This window comes from Polaromonas sp. (genome assembly GCF_016185115.1).
In the GTDB taxonomy this organism is placed as follows: Bacteria; Pseudomonadota; Gammaproteobacteria; order Burkholderiales; family Burkholderiaceae_C; genus Polaromonas.
Window position 1 is genome coordinate 331,713 of the sequence record NZ_JACPOF010000030.1, and the last position, 20,602, is coordinate 352,314.

Consider the following 20,602-nt stretch of genomic DNA (forward strand, 5'->3'; position numbering starts at 1 on the left):
GGGCCCCTACACTACGGCGCGACCTGCATAATTTTCATCACACGCGTATTCATGACTCTCTTCTCCAGGGCTTTCGGGCTTGCCGCCCCACGCTTTCGTGCCTGGCTTGCCTTCCTGGTGCTTCTTGCATCCGCCACATCTGCACTGGCACAGACCTGCGCCCTGCCCGGCTGGGACGGCCCGGTCACCGCCAGCGGCGTCATCAACGCCTATCACGGCGGCAGCGGCAGCCCGGCAGCCGGCGCCACATCCATCAGTGTTGCCTCGGCGACCGGCCTGCGCACCAATACCCGTGCATTGAGGGCCGGGGACCTGATCCTCATCATGCAGATGCAGGACTCGGTCACCGGCGCCAATGCCGGATTGCATGAATATGCGCAAATCGTCGCCATCTCGGGCACGACGCTGTCCCTGAACCGGCCACTGACCAACGCCTACACCCAGGCCATGTCCACGTCCAGCGTGCGCAACTGGCAGGTGATCTGGGTGCCGCAGTACTCCTCCGCCACCATCAGCGGCACGGTCAGCGCCGACCGCTGGACCAGCAGCACCACCACAGGCGTTGTCAGCGGTGGCGTTGTGGCTCTGGACGTGACAGGAAGCCTGGCATTGAACGGCACGGTGACGGTGGCGGGCGCAGGATTTCGGGGCGCGATGGGATTGAGCGGCACGGCAACGGTTACCGCGACCGTGACCACCGCCAACATCACCTTCAACCCCGCCAGCGTCAGTACAGTCAACGGCGGGCAAAAGGGCGAAGGTACCCAGGGCACCCCACCCGTGGTGTTTGTCGGTACCGCTGCAGGCGCTACTTACACGACGCTTCTCGGACAGGGCTACGCCCTGGGAGCAGGCGGCCAGGCAGCCATCGGCAATGCCGGTGGCGGTGCCAACGACGGTTGGCCGACGGGAGGCAACGGAACCAGTACCAACTCCCTCAACTCCGGTGGCGGGGGAGGTGCCAACGCAGGTGCCGGTGGACAGGGCGGTAACAGCTGGAACAACGGGAACACGGCAACAGCCGTCTTGAACCAGGGCACAAATACCAATATTGGGAACGTTGCAGGTGGCAAAGGTGGCAACGCCCAAAGCAATCTGGCAACGCGGCTGGTTCTTGGCGGCGGCGGCGGCGCTGGCGCTGCCAACAACGCAACTGCAAATATCGTTACAACCTGGCCACCGACCGCCACAAGTACCGCAGCCAATGGCGCATCGGGTGCCGCCACGTCCAGCGGCGCACCCGGGGGCGGAGTTGTCCTCATCAGGGCGGGCAGTTTCTCCGCAACCGCAGGTGTCATCGATGCAAGTGGATACCGTTCCTACAACAAGTCCCTGGTTGGAGATACTGATTCTGCAGGCGGTGGCGGTGGCGGTGGCTCGGTATATCTTGTAGCCGGTTCCGGCACGGCAGCAGGACTGACCGTCAATGCCTCGGGTGGCGCTGGCGGATCATCAAACTACTACAACCATGGGCCCGGCGGTGGTGGGGGGGGTGGTTACGTCCTGACCAATATGACCGGCGGTACGCTCAACGTGGCGGGCGGCGCCAACGGAACGGATGGCTGTTGCGGAGGTACTGCCGGAAACGGAAGCCCCAAAGCCTGGAACTCTGCCCCCGGCAACGCTGGAACGGCGCTGACAACAGGTGGCGCAGCCGCTGGCGTGCAAGGCGGTGCAAGTTGCCTGCCGGTCATCGCCGTCACCAAGAGTACGACCACGCCCAGCATTACGACGACAAGCGGTGCAACGGCCAGCTACAGCATCAACCTGAGCAACAGCGGAGGCGCGGCCTCCAACGTCTTCATGATTGACGCCACGCTTCCCCCGGGGTGGTCATACACCTCAGCGATTGCGCCCACATTCAATTACAGCCCCGCACCGCCGCCTGCGGCGAACTCCAGCGCAGCGGGCGCCGAAACCACCTCCGCTTCCGTGCCGGGCGCGTTACCGGTCAATACGCTGACCACCGTCAACACGGGTACGGCGGTGTCATTGCGCGCAGCAGGCACTGCCCCGGGCGTCACGCCCACCACCGGCAACAACACCGTGACATTTGGCAGCTTTTACCTGCCGCAAAACAGCAGCGTCACCGTCAGTTTTGTAGCCACCATCCCCAACACAGCGACAGTGGGCGTCTACCACAACCCGGCTGGCGTCATTTTCCTGGACCCCACCCGCACGACGGCGGTGCGCATGGTCAGCCCGGCAAGCAACGTCAGCGCCAACCGCAACAGCATTGGATACAGCGCCAATACGACCTATGCCAGCGGTGGGACAAGCACCGTTGGCGGCAGCAACTACAGCGGTCTTGCGGCCGGCCCCACCACGGATGACGTGACGCTGCTGCCCGACCTGTCTGTCACCAAGAGCATGAACACCCCCACGTTCACGCTCGGGGCCTCATCGCTAAGCTACGTGATCATAAGCCGCAACAATGGCCGCCCCGTCGCCGACCAGGTGTATGCCAACACCCAGGCAACAGCCCAGTCGGCCACCGCCATCATGTCCACGCCACTCTCGATGACAGACACGCTGCCCACGGGCATGACGCTGACCGCGATAACCAACAGCGCGCCCGCAATCTGGGCGTGCTCGGCAAATGCGACCAGCACGACGTTCAGCTGTTCGGCAAGTTCTGCGATCTACCCCCTGGCGGCATCCAGCAACCTGGTAAGCGTGACCGCGACGGTCACCGTGGGTTCGACGGCCTGCCCCGGGCCGCGCGTGAACACCGTCACCTTTACCATATCCCCACTGGGCGATGCGGTGCCGGGCAACAACATCGGCACTGTCACCACCCCCATCAACTGCAACACCAACCTGACCGTGACAAAAACCGATGGCCGGACCACAGTCGCCGCCGGCGCCACGACCAGCTATACGCTGACCTTTGCCAATCTCGGCCCCGCAGCCGCAGATGGCGCCCTGTTGACCGATGTGCCCAGCGCCGGCCTGACCTGCTCGGTTGCCAGCTGTACGCCGGGCGGAGCGGGTGTCTGCCCTGTCGCCGGGCAGTGGCCGAATCTGCTTGGCGGTGGCCTCACGCTGCCTTCTTTCGCATCAGGGTCAACACTCACCTTCATCGCGAGTTGCAACGTCACGGCCACGGGGCAGTAGCTGCGGCAGTCCAAAAATCAGGCTCGGCGACAATACAGGGATGAGTGAGCATCCCGACCTTCCACCCCAAACCCCGCCGGCAGCGCGCACCATACGCAGTTTTGTGCGCCGTACCGGCCGCACCACGGCGGGCCAGGCCAAGGCCTTTGCCGACGTAGGCCCGCAGTTTCTGGCGACCTATGCGCAGGGCGCCATGGACTTCCCGGCAGTCTTCGGGCGCGAGGCGCCTGTCGTCCTTGAAATCGGCTTCGGCATGGGCGAGGCCACGGCGCACATTGCCGCCGTCATGCCCGAGAAAAACTTTCTCTGCTGTGAAGTGCACACGCCCGGCGTGGGCGCACTGCTCAAACGTATTGAAGAACAGTCGCTGACCAACATCCGCATCCTGCAGCACGACGCCGTTGAAGTCATTGACCACATGCTGCCGCTGCAAAGCCTGGATGGCGTGCACATCTTTTTCCCCGACCCCTGGCACAAGAAAAAACACAACAAGCGCCGGCTGATACAGGCACCACTGGTTGCCAAGCTGGCAGCACGCCTCAAACCCGGCGGCTATCTGCATTGCGCGACCGACTGGCAGCCCTATGCCGAGCAGATTCTGGAAGTATTGAAAGCTGAGCCGCTCTTGAGAAACACCGCACCCGAAGGCGGTGACGGTTATGGCGTCAAACCCACCTACCGCCCGCTCACCAAGTTTGAGAACCGCGGCATCAAGCTCGGTCACGGGGTCTGGGACGTCGTCTTCACCCGGGTTTAAACCCCCAAAGCTCGCCGATGACAAGGCCAAAGACAGACGGGCTGCTGACACGCAATGGCGTAGGCCCCAGCTGCGTCAGCCTGCCCGGCGGTAGCTGGCCGACCATCACTGATTTTCTGGTTGAGCGCTTCCCGGCGATTGCGCTGGATGTCTGGCTGGACCGCATGGCCAACGGACTGGTGCAGGATGAGTTTGGCGAGGCGGTCACACCGCAGCGCCCCTACCGTGGCCACATGCGTGTTTACTACTACCGCGCGCTGGACGATGAGCCACGCATTCCGTTTGAAGAGCAGGTGCTCTACCAGGACGAACACCTCGTCGTCGCAGACAAACCGCACTTCTTGCCCGTCACGCCTTCAGGCCACTACCTGCAGGAAACTCTGCTGGTACGCCTGAAGAACCGCCTGAACATAGACACCCTGACGCCGATTCACCGCATAGACCGCGAGACCGCAGGGCTGGTGCTGTTTTCAACCCGGGTGGAAGACCGCAACGCCTACCAGGGCCTGTTCAGGCAGCACACCATCCACAAACACTATGAAGCGATTGCGCCCTGGCGTGCCGATCTCGCCCTGCCCCTCACGCGCAAAAGCCGCATCGTTGAAGACGAGCCCTTCTTTCGCCAGCGCGAAGTACCGGGTGAGCCCAACAGTGAAACCCGGATTGATGTGATGGAAGTCATGGGTGATGTCGCGCGCTATGCGCTCAGCCCCATCACCGGCAAGAAGCACCAGCTGCGCGTGCACATGAATGCGCTGGGCCTGCCCATCATGAATGACCGCATGTACCCGCCGGTGGATGTGACGCCTGATGATGACTTTGCGCAGCCCTTGCAGCTACTCGCAAAGTCAATCGCCTTTGTTGATCCGGTGACAGGAGAGTCGCGACGCTTTGAGAGCCGGTTGGCGTTGCAGGGCTTGACGCACTGATCGGCTTGGCTGGGTATCCCCGGGGCAATCAGAATCCTGATTGAATTGTCATGGCCACTCAAATAGATGACTAACGTTCACATTAAGGGACAAGCCGCTTGCGGCACGTCTCTCTCGGATGTGCGGTTAGCGATTTAGCCACAATCCGATTGCCACCGATCCAATCAAAACCAGGCCAAACGCAAGTCCAATCAGTCGATGCAACTGGTCGTACTCTCCTTCTTTTACTCTCAAGCCTACTCCGATTAGTATTTCGCGCTTGCCTAGGTACTGAGCGATGATGCTGGCCCCGTAAAACACTACCCCCACACTCCAAATCGAAGGAGACGGCATATTAAGTCCAAAGAGATGATGTCTCTCAATCAAATACAAAATAACTGGGAAAAGTGCAGTAAGAATTAAAAGGAACTTTCCAATTCGATCAAACATGGCAGTCATTTTTGAGAGCTAACGTAAAAGTGATCGGTGGACCATTGGCACGCGAAAGCGGGTCGCAAAAACGTCCGTGTCGATCGATAAGTTAGACCTCATAAGATCACTCCTACCAGGATCATGCATCCCAGCACAGAGTAGACGGAGCCGAGCCCAACCCAATACCTGTCCATCGGTGTTGCTCGGCCCTCCGATGTAATAAGCGCGTACCCGAGCAACCCTGTACCGACGACACCGGCAAGATACGAAACGACCAACATTGCGACTAAGACGAGAAGCAAGCCCAGGTTCAAGCCAGCGTCATCCTCGGGCGAGGCGAGCCACGAGTGCAATGCGAAGCCAAGAAATGGAACGACGAATGTCGTTGAAAGCGATGCCAGGATGATTCGAGCGGCGACGCGTTTCATGAGTTCAAACGTTCAAGGCAAGAAGCTATGCCTTCACTTCTTTAGCAGTGATCTGGTACTTGAAATCATCAGGCGAGTAAGGATCAGCCCGCCCTGCAGCAGTCTCAGCCGTCGGGTACATCAAAAAGCCCAGCTTCTCGCCAGTTGATTTCGGCAACGCCACATCGTGAGCCGTGTTGTAGGCCATCCAGTTGCCTTCCCAGCCGCCGAAGAGTGCCTTGTTGACGGGCGCTACCACCGGGTTGACGGTGGTCTTGATCCAGTCTGCGGTTTCGAGGCGCATGACCTTGGCGACGTCGGCGGGGTCCATCGCCACCCAGCCGTAGCCCCTGAGGTAAACCTCTGAGCGGCAATGCTGCGCGCCTTTCAGGCTGGCCGGGTTGCCTGACAGCTCCTTGTAGCCGAAGGCTGAAGGCACGAGGCGAATGCCGTACACATCACGTGCCGGGATGCCGACCGAGCGGCACAGGCCGACAAACAGCGCATTCAGGTCGGCGCACTTGCCGCCCAGGTTGCCGGTTTCCAGCATGGTCTTGATGTCGCCTTCGCCGCAACCGCGGACCTTGGGTTCGCGGTAGGTGTTGGCCACTATCCAGTCGTAAATCTTCTGGGTTTTTTCAACGTCGGTTTTGGCATTGCCGATGGCGCCCAGCGCGGTCTTGCGCACGATACCGTCGGTGGGCACCCATTTGGTGGCCCGCGTGTAGTAACGCAGCGTGTCTTCGCTCTCAGCCTTCGCGGTCTTTTGCGACCAATCGATGGCGCGGCCCTGGGTTTGCACGCGGCTGGTCAGTTCAACAAAAGGTTTCTTTTCAGTCGCAGGGAATTCGGCATACAGCATCTTCGCGCCGTCCTGGCCGTCCTGCGTCATCAGCGTCGTGCCGTTGCTTGAGAAGCTGTTGTCCAGCGATTTCTGGTAGTCACTGTTGACCGATGGCACGGGTATCCACACCCTGGTCACGCCTTCAGGCTTGAGGATGTCGATGCGGGTCGTGACATCAAACGTGCGCCATGCGCCGCTCTGCGGGGCGAACAGCGTGCGCGTGGGGGCCGTTTGCGCCAGGGCCAGCGTTGGCAGGGCGGCTGTCGCAGCGGCGGCAGCGCCGGTTTTAAGGAAGGTGCGGCGTTGGGTGGTCATAAGGACTCCGGGAGGTTCAAAAAATGATGGGCGTGCCAGTCATGGCGGCCGAAGCAGTGATTATCGGCTCAGCTTTAAACAGTCTTGAGCAGCGGCGCCACCAGTTTTTCAGCCGCAGCACTGGTCCAGTCAACCTCGCCCATCACGCGCTGACGCGGGCGGCCGCGGTTGTCGATCATGAGGGTGGTCGGAAAGACCTTTACCCCCCATTGGCGCGCTGCCTTGCCGTCCAGGTCAAGCAGCACAGGCAGGGTCACCCCGGTGGTTTTGGCGAATTGAAGCGCACGTGCTGCGGGTTCCTTGAAGTTGACGGCCAGCACCAGCAGTTTTTCGGGGCCATACAGGTCGGCCAGTTGCTGCAGGGTGGGCATCTCGGCGCGGCAGGGTTCGCACCAGCTGGCCCAGAAGTTGATCAACACGGCCCGGCCTGCCAGGTCCGCCGGGCGCCAGGTTTTGCCGCTGGTGTCGACCAGTGAGAAGGCACCGACTGGCCCTGTCCAGGGCGATACATCAAAGGCCGGCCCGGTCAGACCCTGGGCTGTGGCGGCGCCCGCCAGCCAGGCGGCGGTGCCCGCCAGTGCGCTACGACGTGAAATAAGCTTGAAGGGCATGGGTTCAGGTAAGAAAAAAGCCTGGGGCAAGACTAACAGCTGTTGGACGCAAGGTGATGAAGGCATCAGCAATGTTCGCTTGCGCTCAAAGCGATTCAGTCCTACAAAGGCGTTCTGGCCGCCCTCTTAAATTCGCTTATTACAAAAACAGCTGACGAACCACAAAGAAGAACATCTTGAACCTCCCCATCGACTTCTCTACCCTGGCGATTGCCCTGCCACCGGCCTCCCCCCAGTTCATCAATCTTTATGACGAGAGCTCCACGGGCCAGCAACCCAGCGTTGCACGGGAGCTGAGCGACGGCCTCCTCGTCGCAGCCGCCAGCCTCAGCCCCAAGTTTTTGTACAACGAGCTGGGTTCCAGACTGTTTGAAGCCATCACCCAGCTCGACGAGTATTACCCCACACGCACCGAGGCCGCCATTTTTGAGGCCTCTTCACCGCAGATTGCCCAAACACTGACCAGCGTGGGCATACGCAATGCGTGCCTGATCGACCTGGGCGCCGGCAACTGCGCCAAGGCATCAAAGCTGATCCCGCACCTGCAGCCGCGCCAGTATGTGCCTGTCGATATCTCGGTCGATTTTTTACGCAGCGCCGCCAACCAGGTGCAAAACACCTTCCCCGCGCTGGACATCGTCGGCCTGGGCATGGATTTTTCAAGCGGGCTGGTGCTGCCGCAAGAAATACAAGGCCAGGATCGCGTGTTCTTCTACCCCGGCTCCAGCCTGGGCAACTTCCACCCGCATGAAGCGCTGGAGTTCTTGAAACACATCGCCGACCCGGCGCAGGGCAAGGCGCGCGGCCTGCTGCTGGGCATAGACCTGGTCAAGGACACCGCCACGCTCGAAGCCGCCTACGACGACGCGCTGGGCGTGACTGCTTCGTTCAACAAAAACATGCTGCTCAACGTGAACGACATCATCGGCTCTGACTTTGATGTGCGGCAGTGGCAGCACATCGGGCTCTTCAATGTCGAAAAATCCCGCATCGAAATGCACCTGCAGGCAGCGCAAGACCTGACCGTCACCTGGCACGGCCAGACCCGCGCCTTCAGGGCCGGTGAGCGTATACACACCGAGTGCTCATACAAATACACGCTTGAAAGCATGACCGCGATGCTGCAGCAGGCGGGCTTTCGCCACATTGAGCACTGGACAGACCCCAAAGGCTGGTTTGCGGTGTTCTGGGCGGCGGTCTAGGCTCGCATGCGCATGGGATTTGCTATTAATTCAGTAGCTGCTCAAGTGCGTTTTTAAAGGGCTGCAGCCGTTTTATGCCTCAAAAATGGCCTTTTTCAGGCCATTTTTCGGCTAAAAATTGCCCAGTCGATGCTTCAAGCGACCAATGTTAATACCCATATTAACTTTTGCATTTTTTAACGTCTACATTAAATTTTTCTCGTAGGCGTTAAAAACCAGGAGGGCGCCCCGTGACCTGTCATTTGCTGGCCCGATCTGCAATCCCCGTGGTGGCGGAGCGGTGATGGATCCCGGATCGGATCCGGGATGATACCCAACGAGTCGGTGCCGTGCCCTTCACTTCTGCCAGGCCAGACGCAAAAAAAGCCGGGCAGGCAAACAACACCAACCCGGCCTGTATTTTGAGAGAAACGCTTCAAGGCCGCAAATAAGCCCAGCCCTCGGTCTGCTTCTTCATGATCTCGGTGACCCCCGCCGGCACGTAGCTGATCGCCGGCAGCATGTCGTCTTTGGTGAGCTTCTGGCCGCGCATGGTGTTCTCGCAGGCAATCACTTTCACGTTGGCTTTCATCGCATCAGCAATGCGGGAGCCGGTGGGCGATTCAAGCTTGAGCATGCCGATGCCGGGGCCATAGGCGACGATTTCGATGTCGACATTCGCGGCGCCCACGTCCTCCTGCAGGTTTTTGGCATTGTTCAGCGCCAGGTTCCATTTGGCCGGGTCGTTGTCGCTGACTTGGATGACGATGCGGTTGCGTTTGGCTGCGGCCGTTTGCGCCATCAGCATGGGCGCTGCTGCGGCCAGTGAGGCCAGGGTGGCTACCTGCATGAAGAGTCTGCGGTTCATGGTGGGGTCCTGTGAGAGTTACTGTTGAGAGAGTTCTGCGCGATTTTCGGTACTTTTTTGACGCTTTGGGATCAAGTGAGAGCATAGCCTGCTGGCATTGACCTCGCCCGGGGCGGACCCAGAGCCAAAACTATAATCAAAGGTTTAGACAAACCAGGCTTTTAGTCCCTGAAAGCCGCGCCTGGCACCAAGTTGTATTGGCTGCGGGCGGCCCCAACTGGCAGAACATGAGCACATCCACCCCCACGTCCACCGCCCCCATCATGTCTGTTGCAGACATCCGCAAGACCTTTCTGGACTTTTTTGCGTCCAAAGGCCACACGGTGGTGCCTTCCAGCTCGCTGGTGCCGGGCAATGACCCGACACTGATGTTCACCAACTCGGGCATGGTGCAGTTCAAGGACGTGTTCCTCGGCACCGACAAGCGCCCCTATGTGCGCGCAGCCTCCGTACAGGCCTGCCTGCGCGCCGGCGGCAAGCACAACGACCTTGAAAACGTGGGCTACACCGCGCGCCACCACACCTTTTTTGAAATGCTGGGCAACTGGAGCTTTGGCGACTACTTCAAGCGCGAATCGCTCAAGTGGGCGTGGGAGTTGCTGACCGAGGTCTACAAGCTGCCGGCTGACCGCCTGCTGGCCACCGTCTATGAAGAGGACGACGAGGCCTACGACATCTGGACGAAAGAAATCGGCCTGCCACCATCGCGCGTGATCCGCATCGGCGACAACAAGGGCGGCCGCTACAAGTCTGACAACTTCTGGATGATGGCTGACACCGGCCCCTGCGGCCCCTGCAGCGAAATTTTCTATGACCACGGTGCCCACATCCCCGGCGGCCCGCCCGGCAGCCCCGATGAAGACGGCGACCGCTTCATCGAGATCTGGAACAACGTGTTCATGCAGTTCGACATGGCCGCCGACGGCAGCGTCACAAAACTGCCTGCGCAATGCGTGGACACCGGCATGGGCCTGGAGCGCCTGGCCGCCATCCTGCAGCATGTGCACAGCAACTATGAGATCGACATCTTTGCCGAACTCATCAAGGCCGCATCGCGTGAAACGGGCGAAAAAGACCTGGGCAACAAGAGCCTGTTTGTGATTGCCGACCACATTCGCGCCACGTCTTTCCTCGTCGCCGATGGCGTGAACCCGTCGAATGAAGGCCGCGGTTATGTGCAGCGCCGCATCATCCGCCGCGCGATTCGCCATGGCTACAAGCTGGGCAAGAAGACGCCGTTCTTCCACAAGCTGGTGGCCGACCTGGCGCGCCTGATGGGCGACGCCTACCCCAAGCTCAGGACTGACGAAGCGCGTATCACGTCAGTGCTCAAGGCTGAAGAAGAGCGCTTCTTCGAGACGCTGGAAATCGGCATGACGATTCTCGATACGGCCCTGGCCGGCGGTGCGAAAGTGCTGCCGGGTGAAGTCGCCTTCAAGCTGCACGACACCTACGGTTTCCCGCTGGATCTGTCGGCCGACGTTTGCCGCGAGCGCGGTGTCGAGGTCGACGAAGCCGGCTTCAAGGCGGCGATGGACAAGCAGAAAAACCAGGCCCGCGCGGCAGGCAAGTTCAAGATGGACCGCGCGCTGGAGTACTCGGGCGAAGGCCATGCGTTTACCGGCTACGAGCTGCTGGAAGAGCCCGCCAAAGTCATCGCGCTGTATGCCGATGGCGTGTCGGTGCAGTCGCTCAACGCAGGGCAGAGCGGCGTTGTCGTTTTGAGCACCACTCCGTTTTACGCCGAAAGCGGCGGCCAGGTGGGCGATCAGGGCCGTTTGACCGCTGCCGGTTCGACCTTCACGGTCGATGACACGCTGAAAATCAAGGCCGATGTCTTCGGCCACCACGGCACGCAGACCGAAGGCATGCTTAAGGTCGGCGACAGCATCACGGCGCAGGTCAACACGGCTTTGCGCGCCTCCACCGTGCGCAACCACAGTGCCACCCATTTGATGCACAAGGCCTTGCGCGAGGTGCTGGGTGAGCATGTGCAGCAAAAGGGTTCACTCGTGAATGCAGAGCGCACCCGTTTCGACTTCGCGCACAACGCGCCGGTGACGGACGCTCAGATCCGCGAGATCGAGGCGCGCGTGAATGCCGAAATTTTGTCCAACGTGGCCACCGATGCCAGCGTGATGGCGATGGAAGACGCACAGAAATCCGGCGCGATGATGCTTTTCGGCGAAAAGTATGGCGATACCGTGCGCGTGCTGACGATTGGCTCCAGCAAGGAGCTCTGCGGCGGTGTGCACGTGAAGCGCACAGGCGACATCGGCCTGTTCAAGATCGTGGCCGAGAGCGGTGTGGCCGCAGGCGTGCGCCGCGTGGAAGCCGTGACCGGCGAGAACGCGCTGGCTTACCTGCAGGGCCTGGAGGCCACGGTCGAAGCGGCTGCCGGTTCGCTCAAGGCCAGCCCGAGCGAGTTGCAGGGACGCATCGGCCAGGTGCTGGAGCAGGTCAAGTCGCTTGAGAAAGAAATCGCCGCGCTCAAGGGCAAGCTGGCTTCTTCGCAAGGCGACGAGCTGATGGCACAAGCCATTGACATCAAGGGCCTCAAGGTGCTGGCCGCAAAGCTCGAAGGCGCAGACGCCAAGACCCTGCGCGACACCATGGACAAGCTCAAAGACAAGCTCAAGACGGCCGTGATCGTGCTGGCCGCCGTCGATGGCGACAAGGTTCAGATCGCAGCCGGCGTGACCGCGGACAGCACCGGCAAGGTCAAGGCCGGCGAGCTGGTCAACTTTGTGGCCCAGCAGGTGGGCGGCAAGGGCGGCGGCAAGGCCGACATGGCTATGGCCGGCGGAACGGATGCGAGCAAGCTGGGGGATGCGCTGAAGTCGGTTCAGGCCTGGGTGGCTGAACGGGCTTGATCGCGCTGGTACGGCCGGGCTGGCTATTTATGTCATCCCGGACTTGATCCGGGATCCATCCCCGCTTTGTTAAAGGTGGATTGCGGTTCAAGCCCGCAATGACAAACCCCGGAAAGACTTTCACTCGGCGCGAATCCCCGCCTGCTTCACGATCGCACCCAGGCGTTGTGCATCGCGGTTGATCGTTGCACCGAAAGACTCCGCCGTGCCACCTACAGGCTCGAAATACTGCGCTGCCATGGTCTTTTTCATCTCTGGCGATCGCAGGGCCTTGTTGATTTCCGCGTTCAATTTGTTGACCACGTCGGCAGGCGTGCCTTTGGCGGCGATGATGCCAAACCAGGCTTCGACATCAAACTGCGGATAGCCGGATTCGGCAATCGTCGGCACATCAGGCAGCAGGGGTGAACGCTTCTTGCCGGTCACGGCAATCGGCAGAATACGGCCAGACTTTGCATTGTTGATCAGGTGCGGAATGCTGGCAAAAAACAGCGGCACTTCATGCGACAAGACATCGGGCAAGGCCGCGCCGCACCCCTTGTACGGAATGTGCACAAGCTCTATCTGCGCCACCGACTTGAGGTATTCAGCCGCAATATGCTGCGGCGAAGCGATGCCACAGGAGGCATAGCTCACGCTGTTTTTCTTCGCGTAGGCAAGAAGCTCCCTGATATTCTTCACGGGCAGTTTGTTTGCAACTGAACCGCCGGAAGCAACCGAAATACCCACAGGTGATGAGCCGACGTTGGCCACAGGCACAAAGTCCTTCAGCGGGTCAAACGGCAGCTTTTCATACAGCGCGCTCATGACCGACAGGTTGGCCGGCATCATGACCAGGTTGTAGCCGTCCTTCGGCAGGCGTGCGACCTCGCCCATGCCAATGCTGCCGCCTGCACCGGGTTTGTTTTCGACGATGAACTGCTGCCCCATCTGGGTTGACAGCTGCTGCGCCAGCACACGCGCCATGATGTCTGTGACGCCACCTGCGGCGTACGGAACAACGATGCGCACAACCTTGTTGGGGAACGGCACCTGGGCGTGAGCCAAAGTCATTCCGAGTGACAGCGCGGCGAGAAGCCGGCAGGAAGTTTTTAAAAATTTTCTGTACATGGTTGCTCCTGAATAGTTCTTCATTTCCACATTGACGTGACTTGCCCCTGCCCCTTCATACAAGGTTCAGTTGCGATTTCGTTACATGAGGCGCGGCGCTGCACGCGCCTGCTTTTTTACCCGCCCGGCGGAGCGAGCCACTCTTCGTAAAGCGCTGCCCGGCTGACCTGCTGCATCAGGGCCTGCGGCGCAAGGCTGTCCGCAGGCAACTCCACACCATCGCGCAATGCACGGTAGGTTGAATGCAGCGCCTGCACTACAGCCGCCATGCTTTGATGGCCCTGCAGGCAGATGGGTACGCCAAGCCCACCCAGGCGCTCACGGTCCATCAACACCTGGGCTGCATTACCCAGCAACACGGGCACCTTGAGGGCAGCCCGAATTTCAGCGAGTTGCTCCCAGGTTTTGACACCGACCAGAAAGACGGCATCGACACCTGCTGCCTCATAAGCCTTCGTACGCGCAAGGGTGTCGGCCATATCAGTGATTTGGGGTGCGCTGGTGCGGCCGATGATGGTGAGCAAGGGGTCTGTGCGCGCAGCGAGTGCGGCACGCATCTTGGCAACGCCCTCTTCCACCGGGATGAGCGCCGCCTTGCCGCTTGCGCCAAAAGGCGTGGGAAGCAGCGTGTCTTCTATGGTGAGTGCGGCGATGCCTGCGTTCTCAAGCTCTTCTACCGTGCGCCTGACATTAAGCACACCACCATAACCGTGGTCCGCATCGACGAGTATGGGCAGGCTGCTGGCGCGGCAAATGCGTCTGGCCTGTTCTGCCAGCTCACCGAGCGTCAGCACGATAAGGTCAGGCGCAGCAAGCACGGACATGGCAGCGGTGGAGCCGGCAAACATGCCGACCTCAAAGCCGGTGTCCTGCGCAAGTCGCCCCGAGATGGGGTCAAACACCGACGCCGGGTAGACACAGGTCTTGCTGGCCAGCTGGTTGCGGAAAGCGACGCGTGCAGCACTTGCCTTCATGACTTTGCTCCCGACGGGGTGGTGATGGGCGCTCCGCCTTTGAACACAGGTTTGAGAAGATGCGACTTGAAGCGCCACTGGCCGTCGCTGCCGCGCACGCACTCCGCCACTTCATCAGCAATCAATATTGGGGGGCTGGATGGCAGCACAGGTTCGCCGTCGGCCGCATAGAGGCAAAGAATACAGTCCATGTCTGCATGATCTTCGTCACGTTGCAGCACACGCAGATTGGAAACCACATGCCGCGCCTCCCGCGCGCCGCGCCCTTCACGCCAGTTGTAAAAGGCCTGCACGGCGGCCGGGCCGCTCATCACATCGCTGCCAATCGAGAACACGCCGCTTTCTGCGTACAACTGATGGGCATTGCGGCCCCAGTTGTGATCGACCTCATACCAGTAGTCAGCCAGCAGGGCGCCTATGGCCAGCAGCAAATCGGGTGATCTTGAGGAGCGGACGGGCTGCGCCTGCATCTCAGACCTCTCCATCGATGTCGAGGTCATGCAGCGTCTGGCGCGTCAGCGCCCTCGCGGCATCACGCGCTATGGCAATCTTGCCGGCCACGATAGCATCTATCAGCTGGTTTATGTGTTGGCGGCTTTCTTCACCTGCATTGGCGCGCAGGGACAAATTGACATACACCAGTGTTCGCAGCATGGCGGTGTTCCACAGCTGCTGCATCAATGCATTTCCCGCCACCGACAGCAGCCACCTTGACAACTGGCCGCTGAACGACGGGTGCGACGAGGCGTGGCTGCTGATCTCGTCAAAAGTCTGGTTAAGTTCAAGCTTGAGCACTTCAGCCTGCGCCTTGCCTTTGGGCGTGATATTGCGTGCTGCCAGTTCCGCCGCGTATTCAAGCAGTGCCAGACGTACCTGGAAGAGCTCGATCAGCTTGCCCTTGTCCAGCTCGACAATGCTGACGCCGCGCCAGGGCGCACGCTCGGCAATGCCGTCGGCCACGATCTGCTGCAGCGCCTCACGCGTCGGGCCGTTGGAAATGCCGAACTCCTGCTGCAGGGCAGACTCCCGTATGCGCTCGCCGGGTTTGTAGACGCCCTCCATCACGCGCTTGCGCAGCACGTCGGCCAGCCAGTCGGCGCGGGTGGCGCTGGGCATGGTGTCAACGCTCTGGTCATCGCGTTCGTTGTCGGCGCCGACGCTGGTGTTGAAGTTGGTCATGGCTATAGCAGATCCAGAATGTTGATTTATTTGAAGTATCGGTCCTGGTAGTTGTGCTCATCCACCGGCTGTTTCAGCGCCCAGTCACCGAGTTCTTCATGGCGGGCAAACCAGACATCGGGGTGCTTTTTGAAGTACTTGAGGATCTGGTCGAACACGGACACGATCATGGGCCGGCCGCCGAAATGTGCATGCAAGGTCACGACCAGCAGGCTGCCCGGCTCGTTGTTGTAGAGATAGTCGAAGGTGTTTTTGTAAACGTCCATCAAATCGTTCGGGCTGGACCGCAGCACACGGCTGTCGGTAAAGTCGCTGTTGGGCACGCCGGCAATGATGCCGCTTGCCGTCTGGACCTTGTGCGGCACATCGGTGTAGGTCACATCGGCATGCCATTTCAGACCGGCCTTAGCCAGAAAGCCCGCAGTCTCTGGCGTGAAGGCCAGCACAGAACTGAGCCAGCCGGTCGGGCGCTTGCCCCCCACAGAAGTCAGGATGTCGAGTGACTTGCTGATGGTGGCCTGCTGTTCTTCATCAGACATATAGGTCAGCAAACCATCCTGCGTGTAGTTATGGCCACCCAGGTCGTGGCCCGAAGCGACGATCTGCTTGACCGATTCAGGCGCAATTTCGGCGCAACGTGCGTTGGTGAAAAATGTGGCGGGCACCTGGTTGTCGTCAAGGTTGCGGATGATGCGCCAGATACCGTTGCGTGTGCCATAGGTTGACCATGCCTTACCGGCGTGGTCAATGGTGCCAGGTTTCAGGCCGGTAGCCTGTACGGTGTACGAAGGCGCCTTGCCTTCGGACCAGGTTTCGTACATCACGGTCACGGCGATGGCGATGCGCTTGCCGTTGGGCCAGTTTTTGGCTTGGTTCATGGTTGTCCAGTTCAGTAAATAAAGAATGGCTTTATCAGCGCGATCGGGGCAAGCCCCTAAATTTCATTAAAGTTTAATCATTAATAATGATGCAAACTAGCGGGTTTTCCCTGAATCACTGCAGATTGGGATCTACCCATACGCAGTGACGCCAACTTCAAGCCCGCGAAAATCGCAAAAAGGCAAATCGCTTTTGCGCGACCAATCCCGTTTGGCTTGCTTTACAACTCGCCCGTCCGAAAGATGTAACAGCACCATGCAAAAGGGTTAAATTCGAGACTCTTGCAGAACAGCAGGCAGCGGCTCTCTGCAGTTGCTTCACATCCGAAAACAAGCTGCGTCACGCGATGCATCAGGACCCGCTGGCAAAGCGTCATGGGAAGAAATGAAACTGTTTTTTGTAGCCCTGGGCCTCGTATTGTCCGGCGCCTGCATGGCGCAGGCCGGTGACTGGCTGACCGTCATGGGCGACAGGAAAGACCCCGCACTGGACACCATTGAAGTCAATCCCATCCCGGTCAGCATGACGGAAGACCACCGCGTGATGAGAATCCGCGTGAGCCGCTCGATGCAAAGAACCAACTGGGATGGCATCCCCTTCCGCTCCTATATAGCTACCGTCGAATTTGACTGCGCCGCCAGGGTCGGCTATTTCCAGCAGATCAGCTACTACATGCAACCCGTCTGGGCAGGTGAGCCCCACATCAGCACCAATTACACCAAGACCGAGCCCCGTGTCATGCAGTTTCGCGGTGTCACGCCCAACCCGGTGGAGCGCATCATTCGCGCAGCTTGCAGGCCTCTGGCGCGGTAACCGCCAAAACCGGGGCCCATGACCACGTTTTCGGCGATTGAGGCATTTGCGGGCATTGCACTCATGGGCTTCGGGCTTTATGACGCGATTGAAGGCGGCAACCCCATGGAGAAAAGCCGTGGCTGGCTGCGAAGCACTGCCCGGGAAGGACTGGTTTTGGGTTTGATATACATTGCAGTCGGCGTGTGCCTCTTGCTGGACGCCGTTGGGCTCATCAATATCTGAAGATGCCCGTTTGCATACTTCCTATAATTGGCCGGACACGCGGGTGTAGTTCAATGGCAGAACGGCAGCTTCCCAAGCTTCATACGAGGGTTCGATTCCCTTCACCCGCTCCACTCCTTTCCAGTTGCTGACTTCAGCAGTCGCAGACATCAAAAGATCAAAGGACACCATGGCAGCCCTGCGCTGGACGGTCAACTTTCTTTGTGCAGCTGTGATCTGTTTTGTCTTTTTCTATCTGGTCATTTCGCTGTTTATCCTCGGGGCCATCATGTTTGGCGTGCTGGTGCCGGACATGCCCATGTATATCGACACACCCACGCCCACCATCGCCAGCCTGCTGAAGTTCCAGCTCGCCAGTCTCGTGCCATTGGCGGTTTGCCTTTATGTGCGCGCCACCTTCGGCCGCAAAAACGACCTGGCGTTCCTCAAAAAAGCCTGACATAAGGCGGCCTGCAGATGTAAGGCCACGGGCGGCAGCAGCCTGCTGAAGCGCGTGACAAGGCAGTGTTGGAATCACCCCACCATTGGGGAAAGTAGCGGGCCGCAAACGGTAACGACTTATTACAATCCGCAACAGGATCCCCGGTCACTGTTGCAAGGATAGGTCGTCAAAAATGACTGCTCGCGTCTCGAAAAGCTCTGTACACCGCAGGCGCGAGCAATGATGACCATGCCTTCAACCGGTTCCGCCGTCGCAGCAGTTCCCGTGCTGTCGGGCCGGGTACGCCTGGGCGCCGGGATGGTCTGCCTTGACCATGGCGGCGTACTGCTTGCAAGCTGGCCTGATGAAGCGTCCATGGCGTCAAGCATCCAGGCGCTGGACCAGAGGCTGGACATCACCGTCAGGCTGGCAGGCGGCACACTGGTGGCCGACCTCACCCTGCAGGACAACCTCTCGCTTGAAGCCGCGCTTTACGACGGCAGCCTGCCCCGCCACCTGATACCTGAAATTGACAGCCTTTTTGCCAGTGCCGCTTGCCCTATAGATTGGCCGGTCTGGTCCAGCGTGTTCCCCGACACGGCCACTGCTGACGCCGTGATGCAGGCAAAAGTCGGCCGGGCAATGATGGCAGACCCGGATGTGCTGGTCATTGATGCGGCGCAGTGGGACGACAAAGTTCTGGAGGCACAACGCTTCAGCCGGAGTTTTGCGCGGCAGTACCCATGGCGGACGCTGGTGTGGGCAACACATGACCCTGTCCGTGCAGCCACCTTGCGCGACGCCCTAAAGGAGTTTCAGGCGTGAGCACCCTACCCTCATCGGCCATGACGCCAGAGCCCGACATGCAGGAGTTCGCGCTGCGCACACGCAAAAGCCCGGGCCATGCATGGCTGGCACTGGCCATCGTGGCGGCCCTGTTTCTGGTGCTCACATCTGCATGGCGCCAGGGCTGGTTCACGCCGACCTCGCATGTCTACATTGAAGTCGCCGGCGCCAGCGGTATACAGGCAGGCACGCAGGTTCGCCTGAAGGGTTTCAAGATCGGTGAGGTCGATGAAATCAGGCTTGAAAAAAACCTCAGCGTGCGCGTACGGCTGCGCATAGAAACCGAAAAAATGGAATTGCTGGGCGCCAACGCCAGCGCAAAGTTCGGGCGCGACAGTCCGATTGCCGGCAAGTTCATCGAACTGCTGCCCGGCTCACGCGAAGGCCAGCGGCTGGCCGGCGGGCAGACCCTGCCGGTGGACGCAGGCAACGAACTCGACGACGTGATGGCGACCGTCAAGGTGGCGGTCGACAAGCTCTCGATCGCACTCGGAAAGATAGACCCCATTCTGGATGACACACGCAAGCTGACCAACGAGGCCGCAGCCATGCGCCAGACATTGAGCAGTTCAATGACGGCCACGCTGGCCAACATACAGGCGATGTCAGGGCAGTTCAGGCAGACCAGCGAAAGCGCACGCGTGCTGGTCGGCAATATCGACAGCGACCGCGCCAAGGTCGTCGGCGAGGTGCAGGGTTTGCTCAAGACCCTGAACAATGATTTGCCGCAGGCGCTGGACAAGACCAAAGACACGCTCGAAAACGCAAAGTCCGCCAGTGCCGATGTCAGGCAGATACTGCGTGAATCGCGCAACGACATACCTGCCATCGTGCGTTCGGGTCGCACAGCAGCGCAGGACGCGGCCGAGATCACGACAGGCCTCAAAAGCAGCTGGCCGTTTTCAGGCGCGGCGAGCCCGGCAGAGCCCGCAACGCTTCCGCTGGACAGTTTTGAAGGGCGCGGCAAATGAAGCGCCAGCCCTTCACGCGCTTCATGCTGCCTGCGCTGCTGGCAACCTTGCTCGTCGCATGCGGAACCAGACCTCCAGCCAGCAACCCGGCTGCCACATTTGCACAGGCCAGCATGCAGCGCGGCGCCAACGCTTTTGCGCACGGTGACCTGAGCGGCGCAAGGCACGAGTACACGCGTGCGCTGAACGTTTATGAATCGCTGGACGACGTGAAAGGCCGGGCTGGCGCCTTGCTGAGCCTGTCGCGCATCGCCTCGCAATCAGGCAACAACACCGAAGCCCTGGTTGCCGTCAACAAGGTGCTGGCCGAGCCTTCAGCACTGGACAGCGCCACGCTGGTCACGGCGCATGGGCGGGCGGCGGCGATTTACCTGGGCCAGGGCAATACCGCGATGGCCGACCGGCAACTGGCCAGTGCATCAGCCCTGTGCGGCGCAACTTGCCCCGACGCCGATGCGCTGATGGTGCTGCGCGCACGTTCGGCCCTCTCACAACAACAGCCAGCCGCCGCACTGCAGCTCGCCGCTCAGGCACTGGCCATGCCGGCGCTGGCAGCCAGCAGCCCGCCCACGCTCAAACCGCAAGCCGGTGCAGAGCGTGCCAATGCATTGCGCCTGCAGGCACAGGCACAGCTCGCCCTGCAGCAGCCGGGCGCCGCGTTGGCAGTTGCATCGGAAGCACTGCAACTGGACCGCGCCCTGGGTCTCGCCGAACGCGTACTTCTCGATCTCAGGCTGCTGTCGCAGGCACACGCCGCAGCAGGTGCGAGCGACAGCGCCAGGCACTACCAGTTGCTGGCAGACCGGGCTGAATCGGCCGGCAAGGCCTTGCGCGATGGCGCGCAGGCCAACTGACAGCCAGCAGGCACGGC

20 protein-coding genes and 1 tRNA gene are annotated in these 20,602 nt (G+C 60.4%); 12 read left to right on the top strand and 9 right to left on the bottom strand.

Annotated features, from left to right (window positions below):
• Positions 1 to 51: 51 nt before the first annotated feature.
• The 3 genes from HYX42_RS22540 to HYX42_RS22550 are packed head-to-tail and all read left to right on the top strand — an operon-like array spanning position 52 to position 4,803.
• The gene (locus HYX42_RS22540) at positions 52 to 3,117 is read left to right on the top strand and encodes a hypothetical protein (protein ID WP_293407471.1); all 3,066 of its coding nucleotides are present in this window, start codon (positions 52 to 54) and stop codon (positions 3,115 to 3,117) included.
• Between the two features lie 40 nt (positions 3,118 to 3,157).
• Positions 3,158 to 3,874 carry a tRNA (guanosine(46)-N7)-methyltransferase TrmB gene (gene trmB / locus HYX42_RS22545; protein ID WP_293407472.1) on the top strand — a complete coding sequence of 239 codons (717 nt, stop codon included), beginning with the start codon at positions 3,158 to 3,160 and terminating at the stop codon, positions 3,872 to 3,874.
• Between the two features lie 17 nt (positions 3,875 to 3,891).
• On the top strand, positions 3,892 to 4,803 hold the full coding sequence (locus HYX42_RS22550; protein ID WP_293407473.1) for an RluA family pseudouridine synthase: 912 nt from the start codon (positions 3,892 to 3,894) through the stop codon (positions 4,801 to 4,803).
• A gap of 126 nt (positions 4,804 to 4,929) precedes the next feature.
• Here the strand turns inward: HYX42_RS22550 and HYX42_RS22555 are convergent, their stop codons facing one another.
• From HYX42_RS22555 to HYX42_RS22565, 3 genes are all read right to left on the bottom strand, one after another.
• On the bottom strand, positions 4,930 to 5,232 hold the full coding sequence (locus tag HYX42_RS22555) for a hypothetical protein (RefSeq protein ID WP_293407475.1): 303 nt from the start codon (positions 5,230 to 5,232) through the stop codon (positions 4,930 to 4,932).
• Positions 5,233 to 5,667: 435 nt separating this feature from the next.
• The gene (locus tag HYX42_RS22560; RefSeq protein WP_293407477.1) at positions 5,668 to 6,780 is read right to left on the bottom strand and encodes a transglutaminase family protein; all 1,113 of its coding nucleotides are present in this window, start codon (positions 6,778 to 6,780) and stop codon (positions 5,668 to 5,670) included.
• Positions 6,781 to 6,854: 74 nt separating this feature from the next.
• Positions 6,855 to 7,391 carry a TlpA disulfide reductase family protein gene (locus HYX42_RS22565; RefSeq protein ID WP_293407480.1) on the bottom strand — a complete coding sequence of 179 codons (537 nt, stop codon included), beginning with the start codon at positions 7,389 to 7,391 and terminating at the stop codon, positions 6,855 to 6,857.
• A gap of 176 nt (positions 7,392 to 7,567) precedes the next feature.
• Here HYX42_RS22565 and egtD point away from each other — a divergent pair, with 176 nt between their 5' ends.
• On the top strand, positions 7,568 to 8,593 hold the full coding sequence (gene egtD / locus HYX42_RS22570) for an L-histidine N(alpha)-methyltransferase (RefSeq protein WP_293407482.1): 1,026 nt from the start codon (positions 7,568 to 7,570) through the stop codon (positions 8,591 to 8,593).
• A 415-nt stretch (positions 8,594 to 9,008) separates the two neighbouring features.
• On the opposite strand, the gene HYX42_RS22575 is transcribed toward egtD, so the two are convergent.
• A complete protein-coding gene (locus HYX42_RS22575) occupies positions 9,009 to 9,440 on the bottom strand; it encodes a DsrE family protein (RefSeq protein WP_293407484.1) in 432 nt (143 codons plus the stop codon).
• Positions 9,441 to 9,667: 227 nt separating this feature from the next.
• Between HYX42_RS22575 and alaS the strand changes: the two genes are divergently transcribed.
• On the top strand, positions 9,668 to 12,313 hold the full coding sequence (gene alaS, locus HYX42_RS22580) for an alanine--tRNA ligase (RefSeq protein ID WP_293407486.1): 2,646 nt from the start codon (positions 9,668 to 9,670) through the stop codon (positions 12,311 to 12,313).
• 120 nt (positions 12,314 to 12,433) lie between these two features.
• Here the strand turns inward: alaS and HYX42_RS22585 are convergent, their stop codons facing one another.
• The 5 genes from HYX42_RS22585 to HYX42_RS22605 form a co-directional block, all read right to left on the bottom strand.
• Positions 12,434 to 13,423, bottom strand: coding sequence for a tripartite tricarboxylate transporter substrate binding protein (locus HYX42_RS22585; protein WP_293407488.1), 990 nt, complete (start codon positions 13,421 to 13,423; stop codon positions 12,434 to 12,436).
• 116 nt (positions 13,424 to 13,539) lie between these two features.
• The gene (locus HYX42_RS22590) at positions 13,540 to 14,397 is read right to left on the bottom strand and encodes an isocitrate lyase/PEP mutase family protein (RefSeq protein ID WP_293407490.1); all 858 of its coding nucleotides are present in this window, start codon (positions 14,395 to 14,397) and stop codon (positions 13,540 to 13,542) included.
• Positions 14,394 to 14,897, bottom strand: a complete 504-nt coding sequence (locus tag HYX42_RS22595) for a nuclear transport factor 2 family protein (protein ID WP_293407492.1) — start codon at positions 14,895 to 14,897, stop codon at positions 14,394 to 14,396. The genes HYX42_RS22590 and HYX42_RS22595 overlap by 4 nt, the downstream gene beginning before the upstream one ends.
• A complete protein-coding gene (locus HYX42_RS22600; protein WP_293407494.1) occupies positions 14,869 to 15,576 on the bottom strand; it encodes a GntR family transcriptional regulator in 708 nt (235 codons plus the stop codon). The genes HYX42_RS22595 and HYX42_RS22600 overlap by 29 nt, the downstream gene beginning before the upstream one ends.
• 26 nt (positions 15,577 to 15,602) lie before the next feature.
• Complete coding sequence (locus tag HYX42_RS22605; protein WP_293407496.1) at positions 15,603 to 16,454, bottom strand: polysaccharide deacetylase family protein; 852 nt, start codon at positions 16,452 to 16,454, stop codon at positions 15,603 to 15,605.
• 385 nt (positions 16,455 to 16,839) lie between these two features.
• Here HYX42_RS22605 and HYX42_RS22610 point away from each other — a divergent pair, with 385 nt between their 5' ends.
• From HYX42_RS22610 to HYX42_RS22640, 7 genes are all read left to right on the top strand, one after another.
• Positions 16,840 to 17,268, top strand: a complete 429-nt coding sequence (locus HYX42_RS22610; RefSeq protein ID WP_293407498.1) for a surface-adhesin E family protein — start codon at positions 16,840 to 16,842, stop codon at positions 17,266 to 17,268.
• An 18-nt stretch (positions 17,269 to 17,286) separates the two neighbouring features.
• On the top strand, positions 17,287 to 17,493 hold the full coding sequence (locus HYX42_RS22615) for a hypothetical protein (RefSeq protein WP_293407500.1): 207 nt from the start codon (positions 17,287 to 17,289) through the stop codon (positions 17,491 to 17,493).
• Positions 17,494 to 17,532: 39 nt separating this feature from the next.
• Positions 17,533 to 17,606, top strand: a tRNA-Gly gene (locus tag HYX42_RS22620).
• A 56-nt stretch (positions 17,607 to 17,662) separates the two neighbouring features.
• Positions 17,663 to 17,932 (top strand): hypothetical protein, encoded by a 270-nt coding sequence (locus tag HYX42_RS22625; RefSeq protein ID WP_293407502.1) that lies wholly within the window; start codon positions 17,663 to 17,665, stop codon positions 17,930 to 17,932.
• Positions 17,933 to 18,157: 225 nt separating this feature from the next.
• Entirely contained in the window at positions 18,158 to 18,739 is a 582-nt protein-coding gene (locus tag HYX42_RS22630; RefSeq protein WP_293407503.1) for a hypothetical protein, read from the top strand.
• Positions 18,736 to 19,731, top strand: a complete 996-nt coding sequence (locus HYX42_RS22635) for an MlaD family protein (protein ID WP_293407505.1) — start codon at positions 18,736 to 18,738, stop codon at positions 19,729 to 19,731. Before HYX42_RS22630 ends, HYX42_RS22635 begins: the two co-directional genes overlap by 4 nt.
• A complete protein-coding gene (locus tag HYX42_RS22640; RefSeq protein ID WP_293407506.1) occupies positions 19,728 to 20,585 on the top strand; it encodes a hypothetical protein in 858 nt (285 codons plus the stop codon). The genes HYX42_RS22635 and HYX42_RS22640 overlap by 4 nt, the downstream gene beginning before the upstream one ends.
• Positions 20,586 to 20,602: the final 17 nt, after the last annotated feature.

Bases quoted from the DNA above. Each gene is read 5' to 3' on its own strand.
- HYX42_RS22555 (WP_293407475.1), bottom strand. From the start codon at position 5,232: ATGTTTGATCGAATTGGAAAGTTCCTTTTAATTCTTACTGCACTTTTC.
- HYX42_RS22610 (WP_293407498.1), top strand. From the start codon at position 16,840: ATGAAACTGTTTTTTGTAGCCCTGGGCCTCGTATTGTCCGGCGCCTGC.
- HYX42_RS22595 (WP_293407492.1), bottom strand. From the start codon at position 14,897: ATGACCTCGACATCGATGGAGAGGTCTGAGATGCAGGCGCAGCCCGTC.
- trmB (WP_293407472.1), top strand. From the start codon at position 3,158: ATGAGTGAGCATCCCGACCTTCCACCCCAAACCCCGCCGGCAGCGCGC.
- HYX42_RS22575 (WP_293407484.1), bottom strand. From the start codon at position 9,440: ATGAACCGCAGACTCTTCATGCAGGTAGCCACCCTGGCCTCACTGGCC.
- HYX42_RS22600 (WP_293407494.1), bottom strand. From the start codon at position 15,576: ATGACCAACTTCAACACCAGCGTCGGCGCCGACAACGAACGCGATGAC.
- HYX42_RS22565 (WP_293407480.1), bottom strand. From the start codon at position 7,391: ATGCCCTTCAAGCTTATTTCACGTCGTAGCGCACTGGCGGGCACCGCC.
- HYX42_RS22590 (WP_293407490.1), bottom strand. From the start codon at position 14,397: ATGAAGGCAAGTGCTGCACGCGTCGCTTTCCGCAACCAGCTGGCCAGC.
- HYX42_RS22615 (WP_293407500.1), top strand. From the start codon at position 17,287: ATGACCACGTTTTCGGCGATTGAGGCATTTGCGGGCATTGCACTCATG.
- HYX42_RS22560 (WP_293407477.1), bottom strand. From the start codon at position 6,780: ATGACCACCCAACGCCGCACCTTCCTTAAAACCGGCGCTGCCGCCGCT.
- HYX42_RS22605 (WP_293407496.1), bottom strand. From the start codon at position 16,454: ATGAACCAAGCCAAAAACTGGCCCAACGGCAAGCGCATCGCCATCGCC.
- HYX42_RS22630 (WP_293407503.1), top strand. From the start codon at position 18,158: ATGACCATGCCTTCAACCGGTTCCGCCGTCGCAGCAGTTCCCGTGCTG.
- HYX42_RS22585 (WP_293407488.1), bottom strand. From the start codon at position 13,423: ATGTACAGAAAATTTTTAAAAACTTCCTGCCGGCTTCTCGCCGCGCTG.
- HYX42_RS22625 (WP_293407502.1), top strand. From the start codon at position 17,663: ATGGCAGCCCTGCGCTGGACGGTCAACTTTCTTTGTGCAGCTGTGATC.
- alaS (WP_293407486.1), top strand. From the start codon at position 9,668: ATGAGCACATCCACCCCCACGTCCACCGCCCCCATCATGTCTGTTGCA.
- HYX42_RS22550 (WP_293407473.1), top strand. From the start codon at position 3,892: ATGACAAGGCCAAAGACAGACGGGCTGCTGACACGCAATGGCGTAGGC.
- HYX42_RS22640 (WP_293407506.1), top strand. From the start codon at position 19,728: ATGAAGCGCCAGCCCTTCACGCGCTTCATGCTGCCTGCGCTGCTGGCA.
- HYX42_RS22540 (WP_293407471.1), top strand. From the start codon at position 52: ATGACTCTCTTCTCCAGGGCTTTCGGGCTTGCCGCCCCACGCTTTCGT.